The sequence below is a fragment of the Bradyrhizobium sp. 149 genome (assembly GCF_023073915.1).
Classification (GTDB): Bacteria; Pseudomonadota; Alphaproteobacteria; order Rhizobiales; family Xanthobacteraceae; genus Bradyrhizobium.
In genome coordinates this window covers 582,233-608,750 of sequence record NZ_JADPKK010000022.1, presented here as the reverse complement: position 1 = coordinate 608,750, position 26,518 = coordinate 582,233, and the positions used below count along the sequence as shown (strand labels likewise).

Here is a 26,518-nt window from a genome sequence, read left to right as displayed (position 1 = left end):
ATAATCCTCAAAATAAAGACAATGGATATTTGCGACGTCCCGTCGCACACTACCTGATGCTCGCGCCCGTCGGATGCCCCGTCGGGCGCGATCCCATCAGGGGTCGCCATTGTCCAGTACGCCCGCTGTCGCCTCCGGCCACCAACAACCTGATCCACTGCCGCTTGCCATGACCATGGGCGCCCTCGGGGTGGTCTATGGAGATATCGGCACCAGCCCGCTCTATGCCCTGAAGGAAGCTGCCAAGGCGGCCGCCCACGGCGGCACAGTGACCAACGACGCTGTTCTGGGCGTTGCCTCGCTGATCCTCTGGGCGCTGCTGCTGATCATCTCGCTGAAATACGCGCTGTTGATCCTGCGTGCGGACAACCGCGGCGAAGGCGGCATCGTCGCGCTGCTGGCGCTGCTGCATGCTCGCCACGCCCAACCCGGCACCTGGCGCGCCCATCTCCTGGTCGTCGGCCTCGTCGGCGCCGCGCTGCTGTACGGCGACGGCGCGATCACGCCGGCGATCTCCGTGCTCAGCGCCATCGAAGGGCTCAAGGTCGATGCGCCATCGCTCGCGCCGGCCGTGGTGCCCGTGACCATCGTCATTCTGGTCGGCCTGTTCATGATGCAGAAGCAGGGCGCCGGGTTCATCGGCCGGATCTTCGGGCCGGTGATGCTGGCCTGGTTCATCGTGCTGGCCGCGCTCGGCATCCACGGCATCGTCAAAGCGCCTGCAGTGCTGGCGGCGCTCAGCCCGCTCTATGCGTTCGACTTCCTGATCCACCAGGATTTCCATGTCTCCTTCGCAATCCTGGGCGCGGCCTTCCTTGCGGTGACCGGCGGCGAGGCCATGTATGCCGACATGGGGCATTTCGGGCGCTTCCCGATCCGGCTCGCCTGGTTCGCGATCTGCCTGCCCGCGCTGGTGCTGAACTATTTCGGCCAGGCCGCGCTGCTGATCACCGACCCCACCATGATCGAGAATCCGTTCTTCCAGCTCTGCCCTGACGCCCTGCACTATCCGCTGGTGGCATTCTCGGCGGTTGCGACCGTGATCGCCTCGCAGGCGATCATCTCCGGCGTGTTCTCGCTGACCCAGCAGTCGATCCAGCTCGGCTTCCTGCCCCGCATGCAGATCCGTCACACCACGAGCGACGCGATCGGCCAGATCTACGTACCCTTGGTGAATTGGCTGCTCGCCGCTGCAACGCTCGGCGCCGTGCTGAGCTTCGGCAGCTCGGAGGCGCTGGCCGGCGCCTACGGCATCGCGGTGTCGCTGTTGATGGCAATCACTACGCTGCTTGCTGCCCTCGTCGCGATCCAGTGGGGCTATTCGCCGTGGCTCGTGGTGGCCGTGAACGGCTTCTTCTTCGTGATCGACGTGATCTTCTTCTCGGCCAATTCGATCAAGCTGTTCGAGGGCGGCTGGTTTCCCTTGATGCTCGCGGCCTTCGTCGCCTTCCTGATGCTGACCTGGCGCAGCGGCGTGAAGCTGGTCGAAGCCGCGCGCGCAAAACTGCGCCAGCCCGAGGAGGATCTGATCGAGACCGCGGTCAACAAATGCAGCGCCAGACTCCCCGGGACCGCCGTGTTCCTGGCGTCGGCGGCGCGCGGCGTGCCGCTGGCGCTGACCCAGTTCGTCAAGCACAACCACGTGCTGCACGAGCGCATCGTCCTCGTCACCGTGCTGATCGAGGAGCTTCCGCACACCACCGACGAAGACCGCATCGAGGTGATCGAGATCATTCCCGGCATCACCCGTGTCATCCTGCATTACGGTTTCATGCAGAACCCCACGATCTACGATGGACTGAGCCTCGCCTGCCGCCAGGGCAAGCTCCCCGGCATCGACCTTTCCGACATCACCTATTATGTCGGCCGCGAGACCATCATCCCGCGCGAGGACGTTCCGGGCATGTGGGTCTGGCGCGAAACCCTGTTCGCCTTCCTCCAGCGCAACGCTGAACGCTCCGCCGCGTTCTTCGGCGTGCCGACCAAGCAGGTGGTGGAGTTCGGGACCGAGCTGGAGATTTAGGGCAGTTCGTGGCCCGGATTTTCGCTACCGCTCCATCCGAGCGTACGAGGGGTGACGTATCACTCCCCGTTTGACTCCCCGTTCGCACCGTTCCCGCTCTCAGCCTCTTCCGTGATGTGCTCCACCGAGACGACGTGTTCGTCCTCGGCGGTGTCGAACACGATCACGCCCTGGGTCGAGCGGCCGGCGACGCGGATGCCTTCGACCGGGCAGCGGATCAACTGGCCCTTGTCGGTGACCAGCATGATCTGGTCGGCGTCTTCCACCGGGAACGAGGCCACGAGATTGCCGTTGCGGTTGTTGACGCTCATGGCGACGATGCCTTTGCCGCCGCGGCCCGTGGTGCGGTACTCGTAGGATGAGGTCCGCTTGCCGTAGCCGTTGACGGAGACGGTCAGCACGACCTGCTCCTGCGCCGACATCTCGGCATAACGCTCCTGGGCGAGCTGGAAGCTGCCGGAGGTCTCCTCGGCCTCGGCATCCGCTGCTGCTTCCTCAGTCGCAGCTTCGCCGGCGACTGCACGACGCATCTTCAGGTACGCCGAACGTTCGTCCGACGTGGTCTCGACGTGGCGCAGGATCGCCAGCGAGATCACCTTGTCGCCCTCGCCAAGCGCAATACCACGCACGCCCATCGAGGTGCGCCCGGTGAACACGCGCACGTCGGTCACGGGGAAGCGGATGCACTGGCCGCCGGCGCCGGTCAAAAGCACGTCGTCATGCTCGGTGCAGATCTGGACGTCGACGATCGCCTCGTTGTCGTCGAGCTTCATCGCGATGATGCCGGAGCGGCGGACGTCGACGAAGTCGGACAGCTTGTTGCGCCGGACATTGCCGCCTGTCGTGGCGAACATCACGTCGAGATTGCCCCAGGTGGACTCGTCCTCGGGCAGCGGCATGATGGTGGTGATGCGCTCGCCCTGCTCCAGCGGCAGGATGTTGATCAGCGCCTTGCCGCGCGCATTCGGCGCGGCCATCGGCAGGCGCCAGACCTTGATCTTATAGACCTGGCCGCGCGAGGAGAAGAACAGCATCGGAGTATGCGTGGACGCCACGAACAGCCGGCTGACAAAATCCTCGTTGCGGGTCTGCATGCCGGCGCGGCCCTTGCCGCCGCGGCGCTGCGCCCGGTAGGCCGACAGCGGCACGCGCTTGACGTAGCCGGCGTGGGAGACGGTGACGACCATGTCCTCGCGCTGGATCAGGTCCTCGTCCTCGACCTCGCCTTCCTGCTCGATGATGACGGTGCGGCGCGGAGTCGCGAACTCGGCCTTCACCTCGGCGAGCTCGGACTTGATGATGCCCAGCACGCGGTCGCGCGAGCGCAGGATGTCGAGATAGTCGGCGATCTCGCCGGCGAGCTTGTCGAGCTCCTCGCGGATTTCGTCACGGCCGAGTGCGGTGAGGCGTTGCAGGCGCAGGTCAAGAATGGCCCTCGCCTGCTCCATCGACAGCCGGATCGTGCCGTTCTCGCTGATGCGGTGGCGCGGATCGTCGATCAGCGTCAGCATGTCCTCCACGTCCCGGGCCGGCCAGTCGCGCGACATCAGGGTGTCGCGGGCGGTGGTCGGGTCGGGCGAGGTCCGGATGACGCGGATCATCTCGTCGATATTGGCGACCGCGATCGCCAGACCGACGAGGACATGGGCGCGATCGCGCGCCTTGGCGAGCAGGAACTTGGTCCGCCGCGTGACGACCCGCTCACGGAAATCGACGAAGATCGCCAGCAGGTCCTTCAGATGCATGATCCGCGGACGGCCGCTGTCGAGCGCCACCATGTTGACGCCGAAGCTCGTCTGCAGCGGCGTGAACCTGTAGAGCTGATTCAGCACCACATCCGGCACGGCGTCGCGCTTCAATTCGATGACCACGCGGTAGCCGTCGCGATCCGATTCATCGCGCAGGTCGCCGATGCCCTCGATCTTCTTTTCCTTGACCAGCTCGGCGATGCGCTCGACCATCGTCGCCTTGTTCACCTGGTAGGGAATCTCGGTGATGATGATCGCCTCGCGCTCCTTGCGGATGGTCTCGATCGCGACCTTGCCGCGCATCATGACCGAGCCGCGGCCGAGGTGATAGGCGGCGCGGATGCCCTGCCGTCCGAGGATGACGCCGCCGGTCGGGAAATCCGGTCCCGGCACGATGTTGATGAGCTCGTCGATGGTGAGCGCGGGGTTGTCGATCAACGCGACGCAGGCGTCGATGACCTCGCCGAGATTGTGCGGCGGGATGTTGGTGGCCATGCCGACCGCGATGCCGCCGGCGCCGTTGACGAGAAGGTTCGGGAACTTGGCCGGCAGGACCGATGGTTCGGTCTCGTTATTGTCGTAGTTCGGCTGGAAGTCGACGGTGTCCTTGTCGATGTCGGCCAGCAGAGCCAGCGCCACCTTGGTCAATCGCGCTTCGGTGTAACGATAGGCGGCCGGGGGATCGCCGTCGACGGAGCCGAAATTGCCCTGGCCGTCGATCAGCGGCACGCGCATGGAGAAGTCCTGCGCCATCCGGACCATGGCGTCGTAGATCGACTGGTCGCCATGCGGATGATATTTACCGATGACGTCGCCGACCACGCGGGCGGACTTGACGTACTTCTTGTCGGGCGTGTGCCCCTGCTCGTTCATCGAGTACAGGATGCGGCGATGCACCGGCTTGAGGCCGTCGCGGGCGTCAGGCAGTGCCCGCGCCACGATCACGCTCATGGCGTAGTCGAGATAGGACTTCTTCATCTCCTCGAAGATGGAGACGGGGCGAATATCCGAGGGTTGCGCCGGCTTGTCGCCGGGCTTGTCGTCGTCGTCAGCCAAGGGGAAATCCGGTGAGGTTTTATCTGGGAATCATATAGCGCATCGCCCTCCTGATAACCACCCTCTCGGGGTCTGGGAAGCGCTTTTTCCGCCTATTTTTCCAACAACTTAAGCCCTTACGAGCCGCGTCTCGGACAACCCCCGTATCGACCTTGCAAAATCGCCCGGTAACACGTGGAAAGCCGCGCGGCGGGCTTCCCGCGTCAGCGCATTCGTCATGACACTCAGTCCAGATCAACACAAACATGAAGCGGGCCCGGAAATCCCGAGCCCGTCCTGCCGATTAACAAGATTTGCTGATGCGGCACGAGAAGCGCCGCCCATCCGGCCGGCGCGTCCGCATCGTGTGACACGCCACGTTCTTGGAACGGGATCGCTCAGAACGGGATATCGTCGTCCATGTCGCTGTTGCGGCCACCGCCGCCGGCGGCAACGGGACGGCGCGGCGCGCTGCTGACCGGACCGGAGGAGCCGAAATCGCCGCCCGGCTCGTCACCGAAGCTGCCGCCTCCCCCGCCGCCGCTACGACCGTCCAGCATCGTCAGCGTCGAGTTGAAGCCCTGGAGCACGACCTCGGTCGAGTACTTCTCGACGCCGCTCTGGTCGGTCCATTTGCGAGTCTGGAGCGCACCCTCGACGTAAATCTTGGCGCCCTTCTTCAGATACTGTTCGGCGACCTTGCAGAGCCCTTCATTGAAGATCACGACGCGGTGCCACTCGGTCTTTTCCTTGCGCTCGCCAGTTGCCTTGTCGCGCCACGTCTCCGAGGTGGCGACGCTCAGATTGGCGATCGGCCGCCCGTCCTGGGTGCGGCGGATTTCAGGATCCTTGCCGAGATTTCCAACCAGAATGACCTTGTTGACGCTTCCCGCCATCGCCGCTCTCCGCTCCGAATGCCATTGAATTCATGAGGCGAGGCCGCGGCCGCGACCTCTGCCACCCTGCTGGGGACCCTATACGCTCGCAAGGGCCGCTCAGCCCACGATCCCTCCGGTTATCCCCAATATAGCATCGATTTGGATTTCGTTCCAGATTTGTTCCTGTAAACCTGACACCGCGGTGCAGCAGGATGGCTTCGCCTGAGGGAACGCCGATGGAACCTTCTTAGGTTCCCGCCTGAAGAGGAAAACGACTTAACATTCAGCAAGTTATTAGCGCTTTCGCAGCCCTCCAACTGTTGCATCCCGGCGACGGACTCTGTCCCTCGATGGGGCTACGCTCGCATCGGACTTAGTTCATATGGGCGTCACGCCTGATCAGCCGCTTCGCAGATGACAAGAAGCGGACGAACCTGGGGAGACTGGCAATGAATAAGCTTTTCTTTGGTGCAATCGGTGCCGTGGCGCTGGGCATGGCGGCTCCCGCGAGCGCGGCGGATTTGGCCGCGCGTCCCTATACCAAGGCTCCGGCGCCTGCCGTTGCGACCATCTACGACTGGAGCGGTTTCTACATCGGCATCAACGGCGGCGGCGGGTCGAGTCACAAGTGCTGGGACTTCGTCACCCCGGTGACCGGTACATTGGTAGGCGAAGGCTGTCACAACGCGACAGGCGGCACCGTCGGCGGCCAGATCGGCTATCGCTGGCAGTCCACCAATTGGGTGTTCGGCCTCGAAGGCCAGGGCAACTGGGCCGACTTCCGGGGCGACAACGTGAGCACACTCTTCCCGGGCACCGCCCTGGTCACGGGTGATCGCAACCGTTCGCGCATCGACTCCTTCGGGCTCATCACTGGTCAGGTTGGTTACGCCTGGAACAGCGTGTTGCTCTACGTGAAGGGCGGCGCCGCCGTGGTCGGAGACAAGTACGATATCTATGCCGCCGCAGGTACGCCCGGCGCGGGCGCACTGCTGGCTTCGGCACGTGAAACTCGCTGGGGCGGCGCAGTCGGCGCCGGTCTGGAATTCGGCTTCGCGCCGAACTGGTCGGTGGGCGTCGAGTACGACCACCTGTTCCTCGGCCATCGCACGATTGGCTTTACGGGGCCGACGGGCGTGGCGTTCGGGAGCGACCGAATCGGCCAGGACGTCGATATCGGACTGATCCGCTTGAACTATCGCTGGGGTGGTCCGGTCATCGCAAGGTACTGAGACGTTCGATATCACGCATTCTTCAAGGCCGGCCTCGTGCCGGCCTTTTTGCTGCACAGTCGTCCGACATCAATAGGTCAGTAACCACCACGTTTTGCAACCGTTGTGGCTTTTCGGAGACACAACTTGCGGCTTCGCTGGTGTAAGCACGACATCAGTTGGACGAGAGCGTCCGATGCCCTTCCCTGTCGTGGAAGGCACAACAGAAACTGGGACTGGGATTAGTTGAAAATGAAAAAGGTTTTGTTGGCTTCGGCCTGTTTGTTCGCTCTTGCTGCCCCGGCTTCGGCCGCTGATCTCGCGGCGCGCCCCTACACCAAGGCTCCGGTGGCTGTGGCTTCGGTCTACAACTGGACCGGCTTCTACCTCGGTGTCGTCGGTGGCGGCGCTTGGCAGGCCGACTCCGATCCCAAGATGAAGGGTGGCTTTGTTGGCGGCACCGCCGGCTACAACTGGCAGACCGGCAACGTCGTGTTCGGCCTCGAGGCGGATGCCGCCTGGGCTGACGTCAGCGCTTCGGCGGGTGCCGTCGGCGTAATCCCCGGCCTCGGTCTCGTCACTGTCACCGCGAGCTCCAAGACCGATGCATTGGGCACCGTGCGCGGCCGTATCGGCTACGCCGTCAATAACGTCATGTTCTACGGCACCGGCGGCTACGCCTGGATCGACAACAAGCTCAGCTCCACCGCCACTGCCGGTGCGATCGGCGTGAGCATCTCCGACAGCAAGTTCCACTCCGGTTGGACCGTCGGCGCTGGCGTCGAGGCGTTCTTCGCTCCGCAGTGGTCGGTCAAGGGCGAGTACCTCTATCGCAGCCTCGGCAGCGAGACCTATTTCGGAAACGTCGGCATCCCGACCGCTTCCGGCTCGCTCAACTTCCACACCGTGCAGGTCGGCGTGAACTATCACTTCGGGGGCCCGATCGTCGCGAAGTACTGATTTTCACGACCGACGTCACATCGTCACGAAAGGTCGGCCTTGCGCCGGCCTTTTGTTTGTGCGGACGCCTCCTCCGCGGTTCCTGGTGGTTCTGCTCTTGCCAGATGCTGCCAGCGGACCAACAATCCGTTGACGATTCCGAAGTCCCACTGGAAATCCCTCCTCGTTCTTCCTACGTTCGCTGACATACCCATCGGCGCCGATCCCGGTTCCGGGCGAAGCGCGCCTTCAGCGTTGGCGCGATCGCGCGCCTTTTGGGAATTTGCCCTCGAGATTCCTTGAGGACCACCAGGATGGATGAAGTGATCAAGGCGAAGCGCCAACAACAGAACGCGGGATCAAACCTGCGCGCAATTACCATCCGCGGCGCGCGCGAGCACAACCTCAAGAACGTCGACGTCGAGATTCCCCGCGACAAGCTGGTGGTGTTCACGGGGCTGTCAGGCTCCGGCAAATCCTCGCTCGCCTTCGACACCATCTACGCCGAGGGCCAGCGCCGCTACGTCGAATCGCTGTCGGCCTATGCCCGCCAGTTCCTGGAGATGATGCAGAAGCCTGACGTCGACCAGATCGACGGCCTGTCGCCGGCGATCTCGATCGAGCAGAAGACGACGTCGAAAAACCCGCGCTCCACCGTGGGCACCGTCACCGAAATCTACGACTACATGCGCCTGCTGTGGGCGCGCGTCGGCGTGCCCTATTCGCCCGCCACCGGCCTGCCGATCGAGAGCCAGACCGTCTCGCAGATGGTCGATCGCGTGCTGGCGCTGCCCGAGGGTACGCGCCTCTATCTGCTCGCGCCGGTCGTGCGCGGCCGCAAGGGCGAGTACCGGAAAGAGCTCGCCGAATGGCTCAAGAAGGGCTTTCAGCGCGTCAAGATCGACGGCACCTTCCACGAGCTCGCAGAAGCGCCTGTTCTCGACAAGAAATTCCCGCATGACATCGACGTCGTCGTCGACCGCATCGTGGTGCGCGCCGACATCGGCCAGCGCCTCGCCGAAAGCTTCGAGACCGCGCTGAAGCTCGCCGAGGGTCTCGCCGTCATCGAATTCGCCGATGCACCGGCTGCAACAGCACCCGCGGAAGAGAAAAAGAAGACCGCGAAGATCCACGACAAGAGCGGACCCGAGCGCATGCTGTTCTCGGAAAAGTTCGCCTGCCCGGTCTCCGGTTTCACCATCCCCGAGATTGAGCCGCGACTGTTTTCCTTCAACAATCCCTATGGCGCCTGCCCCGCATGCGGCGGCCTCGGCGTCGAGCAGCATGTCGACGAAGACCTCGTCATTCCCGACAAGGAGCTCGCGATCGGCAAGGGCGCGATCGCGCCTTGGGCCAAGTCCTCGTCGCCCTATTACATTCAGACGCTGACTGCGCTCGGCAAGCACTACAAGTTCACGCTGACCACCAAATGGAAGGATCTGCCGAAGAAGACGCAGAACGCGATCCTCCATGGCTCCGGCGAGGACGAGATCAAGTTCTCCTATGAGGACGGCGTCCGCTCCTATGACACCAAGAAGCCGTTCGAGGGCGTCATCACCAACATCAACCGCCGCTATCGCGAGACCGAGAGCGAATGGGCGCGCGAGGAGCTGGCGAAGTATTTCCACGACGTGCCCTGCGAGGGCTGCAAGGGCTTTCGGCTCAAGCCCGAGGCGCTCTGCGTCAAGATCGGCGGCAAGCATATCGGCGATATCTCCGAGCTCTCGGTCAAGGGAGCCGGTGAATGGTTCGCCACCGTGCCGGAGGCGCTGAACACCCAGCAGAACGAGATTGCCGGCCGCATCCTCAAGGAGATCCGCGAGCGCCTCACCTTCCTGCTCGACGTCGGCCTCAACTACCTCACCCTCTCGCGCTCCTCCGGCACGCTGTCCGGTGGCGAGAGCCAGCGCATCCGCCTGGCCTCGCAGATTGGCTCGGGCCTGACAGGCGTCCTCTATGTGCTGGACGAGCCCTCGATCGGCCTGCATCAGCGCGACAACGCGCGCCTGCTCGACACGCTGAAGAGACTTCGCGACCTCGGCAACACCGTGATCGTGGTCGAGCACGACGAGGACGCGATCCTGCTCGCCGATTACGTCCTCGACATCGGCCCCGGCGCCGGCATGCATGGCGGCAACATCATCGCCGAAGGCACGCCCGCCGAGATCATGCGCAACCCGAATTCGCTGACCGGCAAATATCTCACCGGCGAGCTCGAGGTCGAGGTGCCCGAGCGGCGCCCGCCGAACCATCGCCGCACTATCAAGGTGGTCAACGCGCGCGGCAATAACCTCAAGAACGTCACGGCCGAAATCCCGCTCGGCCTGTTCACCTGCGTCACCGGCGTCTCCGGCGGCGGCAAGTCGACGCTGCTGATCGACACGCTCTACAAGGCCATCGCCCGCAAGCTGAACAATGCCAGCGAGGGCGCCGCTCCGCATGACCGCATCGAGGGCCTCGAGCACATCGACAAGATCATCGACATCGACCAGTCGCCGATCGGCCGCACCCCGCGCTCCAATCCCGCGACCTACACCGGCGCCTTTACGCCGATCCGCGAATGGTTCGCCGGCCTGCCCGAGTCCAAAGCACGCGGCTACGAGCCCGGCCGCTTCTCCTTCAACGTCAAGGGCGGCCGCTGCGAGGCGTGCCAGGGCGACGGTGTCATCAAGATCGAGATGCACTTCTTGCCCGACGTCTACGTCACCTGCGACGTCTGCAAGGGCAAGCGCTACAACCGCGAGACGCTGGAGGTGCTGTTCAAGGGCAAGAGCATCGCCGACGTGCTCGACATGACCGTCGAAGAGGCCGCCGACTTCTTTAAGGCGGTGCCCCGCGTGCGCGAGACGTTCCAGACGCTGCATCGCGTCGGGCTCGACTACATTCACGTAGGGCAACAAGCGACCACGCTGTCGGGTGGTGAGGCGCAACGCGTCAAACTGGCAAAAGAGCTGTCCAAGCGCGCCACCGGCCGCACCCTCTACATCCTGGACGAGCCGACCACCGGGTTGCATTTCCACGACGTCAAGAAGCTGCTGGAGGTGCTGCACGAGCTGGTCGCGCAGGGCAACACGGTCGTCGTGATCGAGCACAACCTCGAAGTCATCAAGACCGCCGACTGGGTCATCGACCTAGGCCCCGAAGGCGGCGACGGCGGCGGCGAGATCGTCGCCTGGGGCCCGCCGGAGGATATCGCGAAGGCGCCAAGGAGTTACACGGGGAAGTTTTTGGCGCCGGTGCTGGCAAAGGCGCGGAAGCCGAAGCGGAGACGCGCGGCGAGCGAGGCGGCGGAGTAGTCCACCTCGAATGAGCAGAAGCATTTGTCTGAGGGAGATCGCGTTGCCTGCAGGACTTGTGCAAACCTATCGCGCGTTCGCCCACAACAATGCTTGGGCAAATCATCGGCTGCTCACTGCTTGCGCCGCACTGTCTCAGGCTGACTTCGAAGCCGCACGAACCGGCTTCTTTCCAAGCTTGCAGCGCACACTCAACCACATCCATGTCATTGACCTCTTCTATGTCGATGCGCTGGAGGGCGGATGGCTAGGACCGGCGGCTTGGAAGAACGAGGTGCCCCACCTTTCACTTGGCGCGCTGAAGCCTGCGCAAGCCGCGATCGACAAGCGCTTGATCACCGTCTGCGATGCACTGACGCCCGAGCTTCTCGACGGTCTCGTGCGGATCAACCGCGACGCCCGCGTGCAGATCGAACGTCGCGACCGGCTGCTCATGCATCTGTTCCAGCATCAAATTCATCATCGCGGACAGGCGCATGCCATGCTGTCCGAAACGCACGTCCTCCCGCCTCAGCTAGACGAGTTCTTCGCCGAGGGAGAGGCGCCGCTCAGGGCCTCCGAATTCGACCAACTCGGATGGACCGAAGAAACCGTGTGGAAAGCCTAGCGGTGTAACTTCGTCTCCATGCCCTACTCCCTCGCCATCTTCGATCTCGACGGCACGCTCGCCGACAGTTTTCCGTGGTTCCTGCGCACCATCAACGATATCGCCGACCGCTTCGGCTTTCGCCGTGTCGCCGATGAGGACATCGAGGGGCTGCGGCATGCCTCGACACGGGAGATCCTCAGCCGGCTCGAAGTCCCGCTGTGGAAGCTGCCGGCGATCGCGCGGCATGCGCGGCGGCTGAAGGCGGAGGCGGCGGGGGAGATTTCGCTGTTTGCGGGCGTCGAGGCGATGCTGCAAACGCTCGCCGGAAACGGTGTGCAGCTCGTGCTGGTGACGTCGGACAGCGAGGCCAATGCGCGCGAGAAGCTCGGCGAGGCCGCAGCGCTGTTTTCGCATTTCGATTGCGCGGCATCGCTGTTCGGCAAGGCCGCGAAATTCCGCCGGGTCATTCGCCGCGCCGGCGTGGAGCCGGACAAGGTCATCGCGATCGGCGACGAGGTGCGTGACATCGAGGCGGCTCGCGCCGTAGGGATTGCCTGCGGTGCGGTGTGCTGGGGTTATGCGGCGCCGGCGGCGCTGCGGGCGCTCGCGCCGGATCATGTGTTCGAGCGGATAGATGAGATTGCGCGCGCATTGCGCCCGGCGCCGTAGCGCGGATGGAGCGGAGCGCAATCCGGAACAGTGTCCCCGCATTCCGCTTCGCTTCATGCGGGCTACAGCCCCCTACTCCGTCCTGCGCAAGAACATCCCGAACGCGCGCGGGCCGTCACCGGTCTTGACCTCGCCTATCACCTTCAGCTCGGCCGCGTCGATGATAACAAGCGTGTTGCTCTCCCAGCAGGCGACGATGATTCGCTTGCCGTCTGCGGTCGCGGCGATGCCTTCGGGATAGTCGCCGACATTGATGCGCTTCACCGGCTTGAGCGTTGTGAGATCGAACACGCTGACGGTGCCGCCGTATTGATCGGTGACGAAACCGCGGCCCTGCGTCAGCGCCACCGCATAGGGACGCATCCCGACCGGAACCCGGCCGATCTCGCGCGCTTCGGCGATGTCGATCACGGAGACGTCGTCGGAGCCGACATTGGCGGTATAGGCGCGCTTGCCGTTGGCATCGATGCTGACGCCGAACGGGCGGGTGCCGACCTTGATGGTCGTCTTGCGCTGGTGCGTCGTCGTGTCCACTACCGAGACGCTGTCGTCGTCGCGGTCGGCCGAGAGCAGCAACTTGCCATCCGGCGTCACCGCGAGGCCCGACGGCGAGGCGCCGACCGCAATGCTGGCCGTCACGCTGCGCGAGGCCGTATCGATCACACGCACCGCAGCCGCGTACCAGTCCGCGACATAGACGGTGCGGCCGTCAGGCGCGACGGCAATGCCAAGCGGCCCGCCGCCGACTTCGATCCGCCCCGCAACCTGCCGCGTTGCTGCGTCCACCACCGTCACGGCCTTGGCATCCGGGCTCGTCACATAGGCAAAGCGCCCGTCCGCGCTGACGGCGACCCCGGCCGGCTTGCCGCCGATCGGGATGGATGCCACGCTGCGCGCTGTGGCAAGGTCCACGACCATCAGATCGTCGCTGAGCTGGTTGGTGACGAACGCCTCTTCGGCGGACGCATGCGGGATGCCGGCAAGGCAAAGGCCGGCGGCGAGCACCGCCGGGACCAGCGCCCGCATCGTCAGCTTCCGCTCTCGATCTTCTTCTTGAGCGCCTCGAGGCCGGCCTGATACAGCCCCTTCACCGCCTTGACCGCGGCCTCGTCGCTCAGCTCCGGCGGCGGATCGTTGTTGGGAAAGCCGCGGTAGAACGCGCCGGCCCATTCCAGGGTCGAGCCCTTGCCGTCGGCACTCGGCGTCACCGTCAGCGTCGAGGAATAATTGGTGACCGGCAGCACCTTCACGTCGACATTGGTGATCCGGTAGGAATAGGTCATCGCGGCGGCGTCGAACTTGTAGAGCTCCTCGTCGACGGTCGCTCCTCCCGTCAGCGTCAGCTTCCGCGTGGCGCCGATCTCGTTGCCTTTCTCGCCCTCGGTTTTGGTGACGGGCGGAAGCCAGCCCATGTCCTGGAAATTGCCCATCGCTGCCCACACCTTGGCCGGCGGGGCGTTGATCTCGATGGATTCGCGCGCCTTCTGCCGGGTCGGCCCGTGGGCCCAGGCCGGGGCAAACGCCGCCGTCAAAGCCGCTGCTCCCGCAGCGGTCAGCACCGCGGCCATGACCTTGCGCCGTCCAATCGTTACCCTCATCTCGTTTCCTCATGCGTCTCGTTGATCGTGCGCGACTTGAGGCGCGCTGCGATCATCCTAGCGCATTTTGGGGCCGAGGGGAGACCGGTTGATGGCGCCGCTACGGCAGGTGCTCGCAGGCCCACAACTCCTTGCGCCGGGCGGCGGGCAAAACACCCAATGGAAGGTCAATCACACCAAGCAAAAATAATTCTCTTTATCCGTATTTCGGATTACCGTATAGAAAGCCATCCCAACCCGGGCCGAGGGGCGGATCGCGATCGTCACGAACGCGGGATGGGACGTGGTGGACGCGGGCGGCGTCGGCGCGAAGGTGGTTGCAGGGCGGGTCACACCGTGAGCGAACGCCGCGCGCACACGACCGGTGCAGCCCGCGTACGGCGAAATCGTGTGGTCCTGGCGCCCGGGGTCTGTGCGCCAAGTGTTGCGGTGATGTGGCGGCCCGACCGGGCGCGCGCATCAGCCATCCGCAAGGCGACGGGGGCAATAGTGCATCGCTCCCCGGGGAGAGCACGACATAAGCCGTAAAACCACTGCGCAGGGAAGGCCGGATGTTTGGCTTCACCTGTATGCCGCTGTGCAGCTTTGTTGCCACCTTTCGCACAGTGGACCGTGGGTGCCAGCCGGCACCCGGCCTTCCCTGCGCCCTCGGCATTTTTGAGGGCGAACGTACTGGCAAAGCTCGGGCAGTTCATGCCGCGAGAACGTGAATCTGTGCCCTAAACAGTCTGGAGGTGAATCCAATGCAACCGTTGACAAAAACTCCGTCAGGCGGCGTCGGCCGGCCTCACCCGTCGAGCGATTTCCACACCCTTCTCACGCTCGACGACCCCGATATCGTACTGCCCCTGCAAATCCAGCCAGAATTGAGGACTGTTGCCGAAATAGCGGCCGAGACGGACCGCTGTATCAGCCGAGATGCCGCGGCGCCCGTTCAAGATATCGGTGACCCGGCCCGAGGGAACGCCGATGTCGAGAGAAAGCCTGTTGGCGCTAAGCCCGCGCGCTGTCATTTCGCGCTTGAGCAAGCGTCCGGGATGCACGAGAGGAGCCATACATTTCATCCCTTATGATAGTCGACAATTTCAACGTGGTAGGCGTCACCTTTGCTGAACTCGAAGCAGATGCGCCAGCGCTCGTTGACCGTCATCGCCCATTGTCCTTTGCGATCGCCCTTCAGCTTGTGCAGCCCGACGCTCTTCAATGGGCTCAGGTCGCGAAGCGATTTTGCGACGTTCAACGCGAGCAACAAATCCGCCGCCGCCTCGAAATCGAGCCCGCGAAGCTGGTTCGGACGCTCGCCATCCCAGACCTTGCGGCTCGCCGCCAGGATCTGATCATGGCAAGAACGTACTACGAAAACCGGTGAACTGCAATCGACAGGCTATCATTCGGCCAGCGTCGCCTCAACGAACCCACGCGGATCGTCGCAGAATTCGCGCATGACCCGGTAATGATCGGTCTGCTCCACTGTCGTCGGCTCCAGGCCGTATTTCCCGAGCCGAAGCAGCTGCGCGTTGGGATAGGCCATCAGCAAGGGCGCGTGGGTCGCCATGATGACCTGGCAGATGCGGGACTCCTCCATGCGTCGCAGCAGCTTCAGGAATTCGATCTGGCGCGCCGGCGACAGCGCCGATTCCGGCTCGTCGAAAATATAAATGCCCTGGCGCTGGCAACGCTCCTCGAAGAAGCGCAGGAAGCCTTCGCCATGGGAATGCGACAGAAAATCGGGACCGGCCTGGAGAGCATCACGCGCGGCCTTGTCAAGATATCGCGCCACCGAGAAGAAACTCTCGGCGCGAAAAAACCAGCCATTGGTGATCTTCGGCAGCCAGCTTGCGCGCAGCGCCCTGGAGAGTTGGCCGCCCATCTTCTCCCGTGCTTCGGAATGATCGACAGGCATGTAACCCTTCCCGCCACCGGCATCGTCGTAGCCGGCGAGCGCGGCAATACCCTCGAGGATCGTCGACTTCCCGGTGCCATTCTCGCCGACGATGATCGTGATGGCGGCATCGAAGTTAAGCTCGAAATCATCCGGAAAGATGGGCAGGCAAAACGGATAAGCCTCGCGATCGCGAACCTGCGACGGGTCGAGCCAGACCCGTTTCAGGTAAGGCGCCGGCAGGTTGATCGTTCGGCTGCTTTTGCGGCTCATACCCGGCTTCCGATCCATTCCGACCCGTCATTCGATCGGAACATATCAGGAACACAACCCCCGCGAAAGCTGCATCTGGGAAATATTCAGCAACAAAACTCGGCGCGCGTCAGACAACCTAGGGCTGAGACAGTTTGCTGGCATGAGGCCAGCCCCCACCTCGCGACCCCGCAATGATTGACGGACGTCCGGGACCGTAAAGCCGCGAGGAGTTGCGCGATGGTTTCAACGTATTTCGGTTACAGCTACATCACGCGCAATCTCAAGCAGTCCCTGACGCGGGTTGAACAGCAACAAGACGTGGCGCGAGAGGCCGCCTATTACAAAGCCAATATCGGCAAAGTGAAGACGGTCGATGATTTCATGAAGGATTATCGCCTTTATCATTACGCGATGAAGGCATATGGCTTGGAAGACATGGCATACGCCAAGGCTTTCATGAAAAAGGTGCTGGAAAGCGACCTCAGCGACTCCAAGAGCTTCGTCAACCAGCTGGTCGACAAACGTTACCGGGAGTTTGCCGCGGCATTTTCCTTCAACGGCTCCGCGACGCCGGTCGCGCAATCCGACATCCAGACCGACGAGATGATTGGCCTCTACACGGCGACCAAGAAGAACCAGGTCGACGCACTCGGAAGTGACTCGAATTACTACAGCGCCCAGATCGGCAACATCAGCACTGCAGACCAGATCCTGAACGACGATCGTCTTCGCAACTATGTCTATTCGGCATTCGGGATCGACGAAAGCAAGTGGCCGCCTAGCACGATCAGCCAGGTTCTGCGCAGCGATCCCTCCGATCCAAGCAGCTACGTCAACACCACCTTCGCGTCCCAGCTGAGCGGCCTCAACACAGCGCGCGCCCAGGCGCAATCGGATGTCGGCACGGCCAATTCGAACATCACCAATTTTACGGCCCAACTCTCGCAGCCGGGCGCCAACGTGCCCCAGTTGCAGGTCCAGATCCTGGTCGAGAAATATCATCTGGAGACGGCAACAAAGAGCGTTTCCAGCCTCAACGACCAGATCGCGACAATCGGCAATTTTGTAGACCTGGCCGCCGCGTTCGAGTTCTTGCCCGACGGGTCGCTTCCGGCAGGTACGCCTGCGCAGAGCGCCGCAAATATCACGCTCATGAAGAAGCGCTTCGACGACAGCAACGCCGACGTCTACGCTGCGGCAAGCCCGATCTACGAAGCCGTGGCTATCAAGCTATTCAGGGCGGACCTGCTCAAGATCAATTCGGTCCAGGCTTTCCTGTCGACACCGGGTGTGTATGATTTTGCGTTGGGCGCCGCCGGCCTCGACCCCGACAAGATCCCGCAGGCCACCATCAAGGCCGTCCTCGAAAGCGACCTCAACGATCCCAAGAGCTATGTGTACACCCTCAAGGACAATCGATACGTTCAGCTCGCGCGCGCCTTCAACTTCGATGCAAAAGGCAATCTGACGACCCCACTGGTCGCGCAGGACTCGGCTGAAGTCCTCCAGATTGCCAGGGACTACGTTGTTCAAGCGGTGAAGAGCGCAAGCGCCGCGAGCCCGCAGCAGCAGGCGGCAGTTCGGGCACAAGCCACCAAGGATGCGACCGCCTATCAGGAGGCGATCGCAGGCATCGACAGTGTTTCCGATCTTATTGCAAATAGGCCAATGGTCGATTTGATTCTCCTGGCCAAGGGTTTGGACCCCAGGAAGGTCAGCGACGATTTTCTCAAGAAGGTCTTCGCCTCCGACCTGAACAATCCAAAGAGCTTCGCGAACACGCAGAGCGATCCTCGCTTTGCCGAAATCGTGGCGTCGTTCAACTTCGACAGCAAGGGCAATGTCGCGCGCCTCCCGATGATGGGTCCTCAGAAGCGGGATCAATTCCGGGAAACACAGGTGAACTATCTCGAGCAAAGCCTGGAGCAGCAGCAAGGGGATACAAACCCCGGCGTGCGCCTGGCGCTGTATTTCCAGCGAAAGGCGGGAGACATCACGTCCGCATACGACATCCTGGCCGACAAGGCTCTTTCGGAGGTGTTCAGGACCACGTTCGATCTGCCCGACTCGATGGCGGCGATGCCGATCGATCAGCAAGCCAAGTTCGTGGACAGATTCATGAAGATCAAGGATCTCTCCGATCCCGCGAAGGTCGCAAAGCTGCTGAGCCGGTTTTCCGCCATGTATGATGTCAAGAACAGCCAGAGCACCGGTCAGGGTCAATCTCCCTTGCTCGATCTCTTTCAAGGATCGAGCTCAGGCATATCCAGCATGAGTGAAGCCACGTACCTGGCCATCGCCAAACTACGTGCGCATTGATGGTCGCTCGCCGGGACTAGCCAATCACCTCGAGCACCAGCTCCATCGTCATCAGCACGGGATTGTCGCCACGGATCAGACGGCCCTCCGCGATGCCGCCGGTGTAGTCGATCAGAGCGACGTCGAGCGCAGCTTCCAGCACGCCCGCTCCGCCCGGCGCGATCGCGCCGGCCGTTATCGCCAGCTCTGTCGCGAACGGCTCGGTCACCCCGCCGTGGGTAAAGCGCGCGCCGATGGTCGAGCCGACGCCTCCGTGAATTTTCGCGCGCGCGATGCCGCGCTCACGGCAAAACTCTTCGAGACAGCAGGCAAAATCCTGATTAGGCCGCAGCCGCAGCGCGAACGCACGGCTGGTCGTGCGCGCGCCGGTGCGCGCAGCCGCCACCGGGCCGAACAGCTTGAAATTGGTCTCGGGATCGGGCTCGGCGGTGAACATCGCGCCATCGATGCCGAAGGCCTCGACCTCGAACGGCTCGGCGACATCAGTCTCGTCCGCCAGCATGTGGCCGCCACTGGCGCGGCCATCGGCCTCCGTCCACAGCCCATGGCAATGAAAGAACGGCGCGCCATCGCGCGTGCCAAGCGTCATGCTGCCGAGCCTCGTGCGCGTCACGCCGCCCGGCCGGTACGTCTCGCTGTAGAACGCGGCGTTCTCGTTCGTCTTCGACAGCGCCGGCATGACATAGCCGAACGGCCCGAGCGCGCCGTGCTCGAAGCTCAGCACGCCGGCGGCAAATCCCTCCGCGGCAAAACCGCGCCGCGCCGCTTCCAGCAGCGGCAGACCTGCTTGAAGCGTGAAGGAGAAAGCGCGTCCCCTCGCCTCCAGCCATTGGATGCGTTCGGCGACCGGCGCGCCTGGCTGCTTGATGCTGCGCATGTCCTTCGCTCAGCCCGCCTGTGTCTTGTCGAGATCGAGCAGCCCGCGCGCCTCGAGCTCGTCGCGAACCATCCGTTTTGGGATTTTGCCGTAGCCGGATTTCGGCAAGGCGTCCCAGAAGAAGAACCGCTTCGGCATCTTGTAGCGCGGCACTTTTGGCGAGAGGAACGCCGCCATCTCCGCTTCGCTCACCGGCTTCTCGCCTTCGCGGGCGACGCAGACGGCAACGCCGACCTCGCCCCAGGTCGCATCGGGCACGCCGAGGACGGCGACCTCGCCGACGCAAGGATGGGTCAAGATCTTCTCCTCGATCTCGCGCGGGTAGATGTTGGAGCCGCCGGAGATGTACATGTCGGAAGCTCGTCCGGTGAGGTAGACGAACCCCTCCTCGTCCATGTGGCCAAGATCGCCGGTGCGGAACCAGCCGTTGCGGAACGCCTTCGCATTGGCTTCGGGATTGTCGTAGTAGCCGGCAAGCACCGCGGGGCCGATCACGCAGATCTCGCCGCTCTGGTTGGCACCGAGTTCACGGCCCTCGTCGTCCTGGATCGAGACCTGCATGCCGGTGCGCTCGAAGCCACAGGTGCCGATCTTCGCGTGCGGCCCGTCCTCGGGATCATGCAGCGCCGCCGGCAGCACCGTGATGTTGCCTGTAACCTCGCCCAGACCGAAATACTGCACGATGACCTTGCCGAGCTTCTTCAGCGCAGCCTTCTGGTCCTCGCGATACATCGGCGCACCCGCATAGATCACGTGACGCAGCGAGGAATGATCGTATTTGTCGGCGGCGGGATGCTCGACCATCATCTTCAGAATGGTCGGCACGGTGAAGAGGTTGCTGACGCGATGCGCCTCGATCAGGCGGAACGCCTCGTCGATGTCGAATTTCTCCGTCGGCAGCAGCACGGTGCGCACGCCGCGCGCGGTCTGAACCAGCTGATGCACGCCGGCACCGTGCGACAGCGGCGCCACCACCAGCGAGGCATCCGCCTCGGTGACGCCGGGCGTGAGATCTGCGAGATGGTTGGTGACGACAAAGCCCATCTGACCGTGGGTGAGCACCGCAGCCTTGGAGCGGCCGGTGGTCCCCGATGTGAAGAAGAACCAGCAGGGATCGTCGTGCTCGACCGCAGCATTCTCGACCATTGTGCCGGCGCGCGATGCGACGGCATCCGCAACCGACGTCTCGGCAAATGGCGCCCGACCGTCGATGCTCCAGGTGAATTCCAGCGCTCCGCCCTTCACCGCCGCGGCGTGCTCCGGGAAATCGACGTGGCAGAGAAACCCCTTCGCGCCGGAGGCCTGCGCGAGATAGGCGACCTCGTCCGGCATCAGGCGGAAATTGGTCGGCACCCAGACGGCGCCGAGCCGAAACGCCGCGAACATCGAAAAGAACATCTCGTCGCCGTTCTTGGAATGGACGAGGATGCGGTCGCCCTTCGCGAGGCCGCGCGCCGCCAGGGCCGCCGCCAGCGCCGAGACCTGCGCGTCGACCTCGCGCCAGATCCAGGATTTGTCGCCCCAGACGAAACCGGGACGCGATCCGTGCCGTCGCGCATTCTGGGTCAAAATGTGAGCGAGATTCATGACGCGGCGGGACATGCGCAGGGGCTGCATCGGGCTTCCTCTTCGGGCGGCGGACGGCACGCAAGCTGCCCGCTCATTGCAGCCCATTTATCGCCATAGCCCACGACCTCGCAAGGCCGCCGGCCGCACGCCTGCCCTACGGCTGCTTGAACGCGAACGGCGTTGCCGTAACGGCCTTCTCCTTGGCGCAGGCCTGCGCACCAAAGCCGCCGCAATAGCTGCCATGCAGATCGAAGCGGATGGTGCGCGCCGCGCCGCGTTTCGTTGGCGGCGCCACGACCTTGTAGCTGCGGACATAGCCGTCGAAAACCGGGCGTACGCTGCCGCCTGCCAGCGTCACCAGGATGTTCATGACGCAGCCGCCGGTCCCGCAATAGGTCGTCTCGCGCTCCCCGCATTTGGTGGCGCTGAAGTCGACGATGTAGTCCTTGCGGCCGTCGCCGGTCAGGTCGATCCTGTGCACCGTATCGCGTGCAAAAGTCACCGCGCCGCCGCCCTGACTCTCGTGTTCCTCGCCGGCGTAGCGCACGGCCTACTGCACGCCGGGCGGACAGTCGGCAGGACTGAACGGCTTTGCGTCGTCGCCGCGCGCAGCGGTTGCGAACAGTACGAGCGGGAGGATCAGATATCGCATTCGCATTGGTCGTCAGCGCCGCCGCGATTGTTCAGGGAATTTTAAACATGATCGGCGCAACCTTCGTCAGTTCTCGCGTACAGAGTGCCACATCATGGTCAAAGCGCCCGCCCTCCTCCTGTTGTCGCTGGCGCTTGCCGGATGTGCCGTGGGCCCGCAAGCGCGTCTGGCCTCCGATCCCGCCTTCAAGCCTGCGCGCTACGCCTGGGACGGCGCCGGCGAGAATCCCAATCACCCGCGTGCTGCGTCAGAATCGACACGGGCCGCCGCCCGATCCGAGCGCAACAGGTCGCAAGCCGGGCTTCAGCCCTATTCGAAGGAATGGTGGCAGGCACAGGACGGAATCGAGGCCGAGCAGGACGCCAGGGTCAACCGTTCCCTCGTCATCTGCCAGGGATGCCTGCGCCCGCAGCCGGAGCCCGAGGATTCCAGGCTCGCCAAAGCGACCGATTGAAACGATCGGCCTTCACCGATCAGCGCAACGACTGGAACCCCGCCCACCTGACCGTGCGTTATGACTTCGTGCGCGAGGCCAATAGCTGGAAGGGCGACACGACGTGAGCGAAATCATCAACAACAAGGCCCATCAGCGCTATGAGCTGGAGGTCGAGGGCCATCTTGCGACCGAACACTACCAACTCGACGGCAACGTCATCACGTTCGAGCACACGGACGTGCCGAAGCAACTCGGCGGCAAGGGCGTCGGCTCGAAGCTGGTGCAAGGCGCGCTCGATCAGGTCCGCGCGGCCGGCCTGAAGCTCATCCCGCAATGCCCGTTCGTGAAGGCGTGGATCGAGAAGCACCCGGCGTACGCGGATCTGGTGAAGCGATGAGCAAGAGCAGACCCGCCGATAGCGCGGCGGGCCTGCTGACATCTACAGCCTATTGCCCGTGCCTCAGCATATCCTGGTCGCTCAGATCCCAGTCCTGCCACAGTTGCAGGACGCCGAGGACCAGCGCCACGGCTCCGAGACTCGTATGGTAGACCCGGAGAAAACCGTCACCGGAATAGCCGAGCATGTAAGGCGAGACGATGAGCCACAGCCCAACCACGATCGTTGCCACCTCCTGCCAGCGCTGCAAGGCGACATATTCAAGCTGGCTGAGCCCAAATACGACGAGGCCGACGGCGACCGTGTTCACGATTATCATCTGCTGTCCGCCGATCGCCAGGTGCTCCTGGATGGGGAACCATGGCGACGCGACGATCAGCGCGCCCAGCACCATTCCGCACCAGTCTTCCCATGTTCGATGAGTATTCAAGAAACCAAAGTCCGACATAGTACCCTCCTACAAAAGAGGCATACGTCGGCGGCTGGCAATCATGACACTCCGAATGTCTAGCGACCTGCCGGCCGCATTCGGGCGTATGTCCTGTAGAGGACGTGGGAATCGCCGTGGAACTTGCAAGAGCGATGTCGAGGATTATTTGCGGTCGCCGCGCGCAAGCCGAGCCTTCGTCGCCGGAGCCGGCGATGTCGAGACCAGCGCGGCGGGAGCGCTACGGGGCCGATCGGGACACGCATTTTCAGATATCTCCCCTGCGGCTGCCTTCTTTGGTCGCGACTTGGCAAGGGCGGGGTCAGGCGCCTAGTTCAGAGAACAGGCAGCACTCCGGAAGGATTTTGTATGGCGCCATCGGTACGGGACAACAAGGACAGAAGCCGCTTCGAGCTCGATGTCGGCAGCGAAATCGCCTTCGCCAATTACCGGCTGACGGCGTCGGCGGTGATCATCACCCACACCGAGACGCCGCGCGCGCTGCGCGGCCGCGGCATCGGCTCCGAGCTGGTCAAGGGCGCGCTGGAATTGATCCGCCGCGACGGCAACAAGGTGATCGCCGGTTGCGGCTTCGTCGTCGATTATCTCGACAGGCATCCGGAGGATGCGGATCTCGTCGCCTGAATGCAAAAAGGGCCCGCGCGATAGCGGGCCCTTGGATTACGGCCGGGCGATCGGTCAGTGCTTGATCTCCGGCGGCAGCTTGCCGCCATTGGCGGCGAGCTTGGACATCACCTGCTTGTGCAGCCAGACGTTCATGCTCGCGGAATCGTTGGTGTCGCCGCTGTAACCGAGCTCCTTGGCGAGGTCCTTGCGCGCAGCGAGGCTGGAATCGATGTCGAGAGCCTTCATGAGGTCGACGATCGAGGTGCGCCATTCCAGCTTCTCGCCCTTGTGCGCGGCGACCGCAGCGTCGACGATCGAAGCAACGTCCACCGCTGGCGCCGATGCGCCCGGCGCGGCCCCTGCGGGCGCGGTGCCCGACGGTGCGCTGCCTGCGGGCGCGGCGGAAGCTGGATGGCTACCGAAGATCGCGCCCATAATTTTCCCGAAAATGCTCATGTCTGCTCCCCGAAAAGGATCCGTTGGAAGGGCCTTGAGTGGCACTTATAGACCAAGTTGCGTCGTTGCACCCGCGAAGTCCGCAAGCCAACACGCAGCATCAGCTTATCTGCGGCGAAATGACGGCCGAATGACATCGTCGAGATTGCGCTGCGGCATCGAATCTCACCCAAGCGTGAGGGACAGGACTCGCAAATGGGCGTACGCTTGATGTTCAGTTCGCGATGCCACCCGGAATTCGCGTCTGGTCGGGGATCGCGAAACTCAGAATAGCGGCCGCTTGCGCCGTTTGCTGGCGTTGGATTCGGCCGCATGGCAAGGGAGCTAGCAACCATGGCCACATTCTACCAGGGCAATGTACCCACCATGGCCCAGACCGCGGAAGCGGCTGGACCGGTGATCCGAACCATCCAACTCTCCGATCTGCACGATGCACTCAAGCGCGGCTGGGAAGATTTCAAGGCGGTGCCGAGCCACGCCATCATCCTCTGCGTGATCTATCCTGTGCTGGGCCTCGTGCTCGCCCGCGTGGTGATGGGCTATTCAGTGCTGCCGTTATTGTTTCCGCTGGCCGCGGGCTTCGCGCTGATCGGCCCGTTCGCCGCTCTTGGTCTCTACGAGCTCTCCAGCCGGCGCGAGCGCCATGAAGAGGCCAGCGCCTGGGATGCCATGGAGGTGCTGCGTTCGCCGTCCTTCGGCGCCATGCTCGGTCTCGGCGCGCTGCTGCTGGCCCTGTTCGTGACTTGGGTTGCGACCGCGCAGGCGATCTACGTCGCGGCGTTCGGCTACGAAGGCGCGTCCGGGATCTCGGATTTTCTGACGCGGGTTCTCACGAGCCGGCAAGGCTGGTGGCTGATCGTGGTCGGCTGCGGCACCGGCTTCCTGTTCGCTCTTGCCGCGCTCTGCATCAGCGCCGTGTCGTTCCCGTTGATGCTCGACCGCCATGCCGGCGCGTTCGAGGCGATGGTGACGTCGCTGCGCGTCGTCGCGAAGAACCCGGTGCCGATGGCGGCCTGGGGGCTGATCGTGGCGGTATTGCTCGCGCTGGGCACGATCCCGGCCTTTCTCGGCCTTGCCGTGGTGGTCCCCCTGCTCGGCCATGCCACTTGGCATCTCTACCGCAAGGTGATCGTGTCGGATCCGGGCGCACGTCCGACGCCGCCTCCGCCGCACCGTCCGCGCAAGCCGGCCGCCGACTTCCCTGCCAACCTCTTCCCCTGGCGCAATCGGACCGACGCCTGACGATCTCGTGACAATCGATCCTGCCCCGGTCCGGGCAGGATCGCGCACTGTCATACGCCTTGCTTTGGCCGCGGTTACCATCGAGATTGCGCCCGCCGGTTAGATCAATTCACGGAATTTATTTGCTCGAATGACCCCGACGATTTCTCGTCTCGCCCTCGCAGCCCTAGCCATCACCGCGTCGATCCTATCCGCCCAGCCAGCGTTCGCCGCTGTTGCCTGCGGTTCGGGCAATTTCGATGCGTGGCTTGCAGATTTCAAAACCGACGCCGCGGCCAAAGGCGTCTCGCAACAGGCCATTTCCGCCGGGCTCGCCGGTGTGACGCTCGATCAGAGCGTGCTCAATCGCGACCGCTCGCAAAAGGTCTTCACCCAGACCTTCGAGGAGTTTTCCGGCCGCATGGTGCCACCGCGCATGCAGCGCGGCTCCAACATGATGAAGCAATACGGCTCGGTGCTGTCCCGCATTGAGCAGACCTACGGCGTGCCTGGCGAGGTGCTGGTCGCGATATGGGGTCTGGAGACCGATTTTGGCGTCAACACCGGCAAGTTTTCGACCATCCGCTCGCTGGCAACGCTGGCCTATGACTGCCGCCGCGCCGAGCAGTTTCGCGCCGAGCTGCTGGATGCGCTGCGCATCGTTCAGCGCGGCGACCTCGCACCGGCTGACATGAAGGGCGCTTGGGCCGGCGAGCTTGGCCAGACCCAGTTCATGCCGTCGTCATGGATGAAGTACGCCGTCGATTTCGACGGCAATGGCAAGCGCGATCTCCTGCACAACGCCCCCGACGTGCTCGCCTCCACCGCGAACTATCTCGCCGGTTACGGCTGGCAGCGCGGAAAGGACTGGCAGCCCGGCAGTCCGAATTTTGCGGTGCTCCAGCAGTGGAACAAGAGCGAGGTCTACTCCAGGACCGTCGCCCATTTCGCCACCCAGCTCGCGCACGCTCCTTAAGCGCGTTCGAGAAGCGCGTCGGGTCGATTGTGTGACCGGGCCTTCAGGAGCGTTTGCTGAAAGGCATGCCCATCTGCCGGGCGAGATTCGAGCGAAGCGACGCCAAATTGAACCAAAGTTCACTTCTTTGGAACCCACAGCATGTGATTCGCGCATGGACGACTTGGGTCCAGAAGCTGCGGCTGCCCGCCGGCAATGGTGAAAGCGGACCTCATTTGCGCTTCCATCAGAACAACGCCTCTCCCACAAACCCGTGATTTAATGGAGGCTTATCGCGAGATTGGCGCTGTTTTGCCCAGCGGTTGAGCGCGAGTGCCAAGACGTTAATCGTCCCTTACCGATGCCATGCAACCAGCGCTTAGCTGCATCGCAACATCGGAACTTTCGCACTGCACCACTCTCACCTATATTCATTTCAACGATGGAGCCCGGGCAAGG

24 protein-coding genes are annotated in these 26,518 nt (G+C 63.4%); 12 read left to right on the top strand and 12 right to left on the bottom strand.

The features are described from left to right. Positions 1 to 169: 169 nt before the first annotated feature. On the top strand, positions 170 to 2,023 hold the full coding sequence (locus tag IVA88_RS20515) for a KUP/HAK/KT family potassium transporter (protein WP_247500366.1): 1,854 nt from the start codon (positions 170 to 172) through the stop codon (positions 2,021 to 2,023). Positions 2,024 to 2,082: 59 nt separating this feature from the next. Here IVA88_RS20515 and gyrA read toward each other — a convergent pair whose 3' ends face one another. Both gyrA and IVA88_RS20505 read right to left on the bottom strand, forming a co-directional pair. Next, positions 2,083 to 4,827: a DNA gyrase subunit A gene (gene gyrA / locus IVA88_RS20510; RefSeq protein ID WP_247499003.1), complete on the bottom strand. Its 2,745-nt coding sequence runs from the start codon at positions 4,825 to 4,827 to the stop codon at positions 2,083 to 2,085. 377 nt (positions 4,828 to 5,204) lie between these two features. After that, complete coding sequence (locus IVA88_RS20505; protein WP_007590726.1) at positions 5,205 to 5,702, bottom strand: single-stranded DNA-binding protein; 498 nt, start codon at positions 5,700 to 5,702, stop codon at positions 5,205 to 5,207. Between the two features lie 431 nt (positions 5,703 to 6,133). On the opposite strand from IVA88_RS20505, the gene IVA88_RS20500 reads away from it, so the two are divergent. The 5 genes from IVA88_RS20500 to IVA88_RS20480 all read left to right on the top strand — a co-directional run bounded on the left by IVA88_RS20500 (position 6,134) and on the right by IVA88_RS20480 (position 12,388). Next, positions 6,134 to 6,916 (top strand): outer membrane beta-barrel protein, encoded by a 783-nt coding sequence (locus IVA88_RS20500; protein WP_247499002.1) that lies wholly within the window; start codon positions 6,134 to 6,136, stop codon positions 6,914 to 6,916. A 231-nt stretch (positions 6,917 to 7,147) separates the two neighbouring features. Further along, positions 7,148 to 7,855 (top strand): outer membrane protein, encoded by a 708-nt coding sequence (locus tag IVA88_RS20495; protein WP_247499001.1) that lies wholly within the window; start codon positions 7,148 to 7,150, stop codon positions 7,853 to 7,855. A 293-nt stretch (positions 7,856 to 8,148) separates the two neighbouring features. After that, a complete protein-coding gene (gene uvrA / locus IVA88_RS20490) occupies positions 8,149 to 11,130 on the top strand; it encodes an excinuclease ABC subunit UvrA (RefSeq protein ID WP_247499000.1) in 2,982 nt (993 codons plus the stop codon). A 43-nt stretch (positions 11,131 to 11,173) separates the two neighbouring features. Beyond that, positions 11,174 to 11,737, top strand: coding sequence for a DinB family protein (locus IVA88_RS20485; protein WP_247500365.1), 564 nt, complete (start codon positions 11,174 to 11,176; stop codon positions 11,735 to 11,737). A gap of 18 nt (positions 11,738 to 11,755) precedes the next feature. Next, the gene (locus tag IVA88_RS20480; RefSeq protein ID WP_247498999.1) at positions 11,756 to 12,388 is read left to right on the top strand and encodes an HAD-IA family hydrolase; all 633 of its coding nucleotides are present in this window, start codon (positions 11,756 to 11,758) and stop codon (positions 12,386 to 12,388) included. A gap of 72 nt (positions 12,389 to 12,460) precedes the next feature. Here IVA88_RS20480 and IVA88_RS20475 read toward each other — a convergent pair whose 3' ends face one another. The 5 genes from IVA88_RS20475 to IVA88_RS20455 form a co-directional block, all read right to left on the bottom strand. Continuing rightward, positions 12,461 to 13,414 (bottom strand): cytochrome D1 domain-containing protein, encoded by a 954-nt coding sequence (locus IVA88_RS20475; RefSeq protein ID WP_247498998.1) that lies wholly within the window; start codon positions 13,412 to 13,414, stop codon positions 12,461 to 12,463. A gap of 2 nt (positions 13,415 to 13,416) precedes the next feature. Next, positions 13,417 to 13,986: an SRPBCC family protein gene (locus IVA88_RS20470; protein WP_247498997.1), complete on the bottom strand. Its 570-nt coding sequence runs from the start codon at positions 13,984 to 13,986 to the stop codon at positions 13,417 to 13,419. Positions 13,987 to 14,753: 767 nt separating this feature from the next. Then, positions 14,754 to 15,041 carry a HigA family addiction module antitoxin gene (locus tag IVA88_RS20465; protein ID WP_247498996.1) on the bottom strand — a complete coding sequence of 96 codons (288 nt, stop codon included), beginning with the start codon at positions 15,039 to 15,041 and terminating at the stop codon, positions 14,754 to 14,756. 5 nt (positions 15,042 to 15,046) lie between these two features. Further along, positions 15,047 to 15,190 (bottom strand): type II toxin-antitoxin system RelE/ParE family toxin, encoded by a 144-nt coding sequence (locus IVA88_RS20460; protein ID WP_247500364.1) that lies wholly within the window; start codon positions 15,188 to 15,190, stop codon positions 15,047 to 15,049. 183 nt (positions 15,191 to 15,373) lie between these two features. Next, positions 15,374 to 16,141, bottom strand: a complete 768-nt coding sequence (locus IVA88_RS20455; protein ID WP_247498995.1) for an AAA family ATPase — start codon at positions 16,139 to 16,141, stop codon at positions 15,374 to 15,376. A gap of 219 nt (positions 16,142 to 16,360) precedes the next feature. Here IVA88_RS20455 and IVA88_RS20450 point away from each other — a divergent pair, with 219 nt between their 5' ends. Further along, positions 16,361 to 18,442, top strand: coding sequence for a DUF1217 domain-containing protein (locus IVA88_RS20450; RefSeq protein ID WP_247498994.1), 2,082 nt, complete (start codon positions 16,361 to 16,363; stop codon positions 18,440 to 18,442). A gap of 16 nt (positions 18,443 to 18,458) precedes the next feature. On the opposite strand, the gene IVA88_RS20445 is transcribed toward IVA88_RS20450, so the two are convergent. The 3 genes from IVA88_RS20445 to IVA88_RS20435 form a co-directional block, all read right to left on the bottom strand. Then, positions 18,459 to 19,319, bottom strand: a complete 861-nt coding sequence (locus IVA88_RS20445) for a DUF296 domain-containing protein (RefSeq protein WP_247498993.1) — start codon at positions 19,317 to 19,319, stop codon at positions 18,459 to 18,461. 9 nt (positions 19,320 to 19,328) lie between these two features. Next, complete coding sequence (locus IVA88_RS20440) at positions 19,329 to 20,936, bottom strand: acyl-CoA synthetase (protein ID WP_247498992.1); 1,608 nt, start codon at positions 20,934 to 20,936, stop codon at positions 19,329 to 19,331. Positions 20,937 to 21,042: 106 nt separating this feature from the next. Continuing rightward, a complete protein-coding gene (locus IVA88_RS20435) occupies positions 21,043 to 21,435 on the bottom strand; it encodes a hypothetical protein (protein WP_247498991.1) in 393 nt (130 codons plus the stop codon). Positions 21,436 to 21,634: 199 nt separating this feature from the next. Between IVA88_RS20435 and IVA88_RS20430 the strand changes: the two genes are divergently transcribed. Further along, complete coding sequence (locus IVA88_RS20430) at positions 21,635 to 21,994, top strand: hypothetical protein (protein ID WP_247498990.1); 360 nt, start codon at positions 21,635 to 21,637, stop codon at positions 21,992 to 21,994. A 103-nt stretch (positions 21,995 to 22,097) separates the two neighbouring features. After that, on the top strand, positions 22,098 to 22,373 hold the full coding sequence (locus IVA88_RS20425; protein ID WP_247498989.1) for a GNAT family N-acetyltransferase: 276 nt from the start codon (positions 22,098 to 22,100) through the stop codon (positions 22,371 to 22,373). 49 nt (positions 22,374 to 22,422) lie between these two features. Here the strand turns inward: IVA88_RS20425 and IVA88_RS20420 are convergent, their stop codons facing one another. After that, entirely contained in the window at positions 22,423 to 22,821 is a 399-nt protein-coding gene (locus IVA88_RS20420; RefSeq protein ID WP_247498988.1) for an SPW repeat protein, read from the bottom strand. 348 nt (positions 22,822 to 23,169) lie between these two features. Between IVA88_RS20420 and IVA88_RS20415 the strand changes: the two genes are divergently transcribed. Continuing rightward, entirely contained in the window at positions 23,170 to 23,445 is a 276-nt protein-coding gene (locus IVA88_RS20415) for a GNAT family N-acetyltransferase (RefSeq protein WP_247498987.1), read from the top strand. A gap of 54 nt (positions 23,446 to 23,499) precedes the next feature. On the opposite strand, the gene IVA88_RS20410 is transcribed toward IVA88_RS20415, so the two are convergent. Further along, entirely contained in the window at positions 23,500 to 23,883 is a 384-nt protein-coding gene (locus tag IVA88_RS20410) for a DUF3597 domain-containing protein (protein ID WP_247498986.1), read from the bottom strand. A 333-nt stretch (positions 23,884 to 24,216) separates the two neighbouring features. Between IVA88_RS20410 and IVA88_RS20405 the strand changes: the two genes are divergently transcribed. Beyond that, positions 24,217 to 25,125: a DUF2189 domain-containing protein gene (locus tag IVA88_RS20405; RefSeq protein WP_247498985.1), complete on the top strand. Its 909-nt coding sequence runs from the start codon at positions 24,217 to 24,219 to the stop codon at positions 25,123 to 25,125. A gap of 130 nt (positions 25,126 to 25,255) precedes the next feature. After that, positions 25,256 to 26,080, top strand: coding sequence for a lytic murein transglycosylase (locus IVA88_RS20400; protein WP_247498984.1), 825 nt, complete (start codon positions 25,256 to 25,258; stop codon positions 26,078 to 26,080). Positions 26,081 to 26,518 lie beyond the last annotated feature (438 nt).

Bases quoted from the DNA above. Each gene is read 5' to 3' on its own strand.
- IVA88_RS20445 (WP_247498993.1), bottom strand. From the start codon at position 19,319: ATGCGCAGCATCAAGCAGCCAGGCGCGCCGGTCGCCGAACGCATCCAA.
- IVA88_RS20400 (WP_247498984.1), top strand. From the start codon at position 25,256: ATGACCCCGACGATTTCTCGTCTCGCCCTCGCAGCCCTAGCCATCACC.
- IVA88_RS20465 (WP_247498996.1), bottom strand. From the start codon at position 15,041: ATGGCTCCTCTCGTGCATCCCGGACGCTTGCTCAAGCGCGAAATGACA.
- IVA88_RS20500 (WP_247499002.1), top strand. From the start codon at position 6,134: ATGAATAAGCTTTTCTTTGGTGCAATCGGTGCCGTGGCGCTGGGCATG.
- IVA88_RS20405 (WP_247498985.1), top strand. From the start codon at position 24,217: ATGGCCACATTCTACCAGGGCAATGTACCCACCATGGCCCAGACCGCG.
- IVA88_RS20415 (WP_247498987.1), top strand. From the start codon at position 23,170: ATGGCGCCATCGGTACGGGACAACAAGGACAGAAGCCGCTTCGAGCTC.
- IVA88_RS20455 (WP_247498995.1), bottom strand. From the start codon at position 16,141: ATGAGCCGCAAAAGCAGCCGAACGATCAACCTGCCGGCGCCTTACCTG.
- IVA88_RS20495 (WP_247499001.1), top strand. From the start codon at position 7,148: ATGAAAAAGGTTTTGTTGGCTTCGGCCTGTTTGTTCGCTCTTGCTGCC.
- IVA88_RS20470 (WP_247498997.1), bottom strand. From the start codon at position 13,986: ATGAGGGTAACGATTGGACGGCGCAAGGTCATGGCCGCGGTGCTGACC.
- IVA88_RS20505 (WP_007590726.1), bottom strand. From the start codon at position 5,702: ATGGCGGGAAGCGTCAACAAGGTCATTCTGGTTGGAAATCTCGGCAAG.
- IVA88_RS20440 (WP_247498992.1), bottom strand. From the start codon at position 20,936: ATGCAGCCCCTGCGCATGTCCCGCCGCGTCATGAATCTCGCTCACATT.
- IVA88_RS20420 (WP_247498988.1), bottom strand. From the start codon at position 22,821: ATGTCGGACTTTGGTTTCTTGAATACTCATCGAACATGGGAAGACTGG.
- IVA88_RS20475 (WP_247498998.1), bottom strand. From the start codon at position 13,414: ATGCGGGCGCTGGTCCCGGCGGTGCTCGCCGCCGGCCTTTGCCTTGCC.
- IVA88_RS20450 (WP_247498994.1), top strand. From the start codon at position 16,361: ATGGTTTCAACGTATTTCGGTTACAGCTACATCACGCGCAATCTCAAG.
- IVA88_RS20430 (WP_247498990.1), top strand. From the start codon at position 21,635: ATGGTCAAAGCGCCCGCCCTCCTCCTGTTGTCGCTGGCGCTTGCCGGA.
- IVA88_RS20410 (WP_247498986.1), bottom strand. From the start codon at position 23,883: ATGAGCATTTTCGGGAAAATTATGGGCGCGATCTTCGGTAGCCATCCA.
- IVA88_RS20480 (WP_247498999.1), top strand. From the start codon at position 11,756: ATGCCCTACTCCCTCGCCATCTTCGATCTCGACGGCACGCTCGCCGAC.
- IVA88_RS20515 (WP_247500366.1), top strand. From the start codon at position 170: ATGACCATGGGCGCCCTCGGGGTGGTCTATGGAGATATCGGCACCAGC.
- uvrA (WP_247499000.1), top strand. From the start codon at position 8,149: ATGGATGAAGTGATCAAGGCGAAGCGCCAACAACAGAACGCGGGATCA.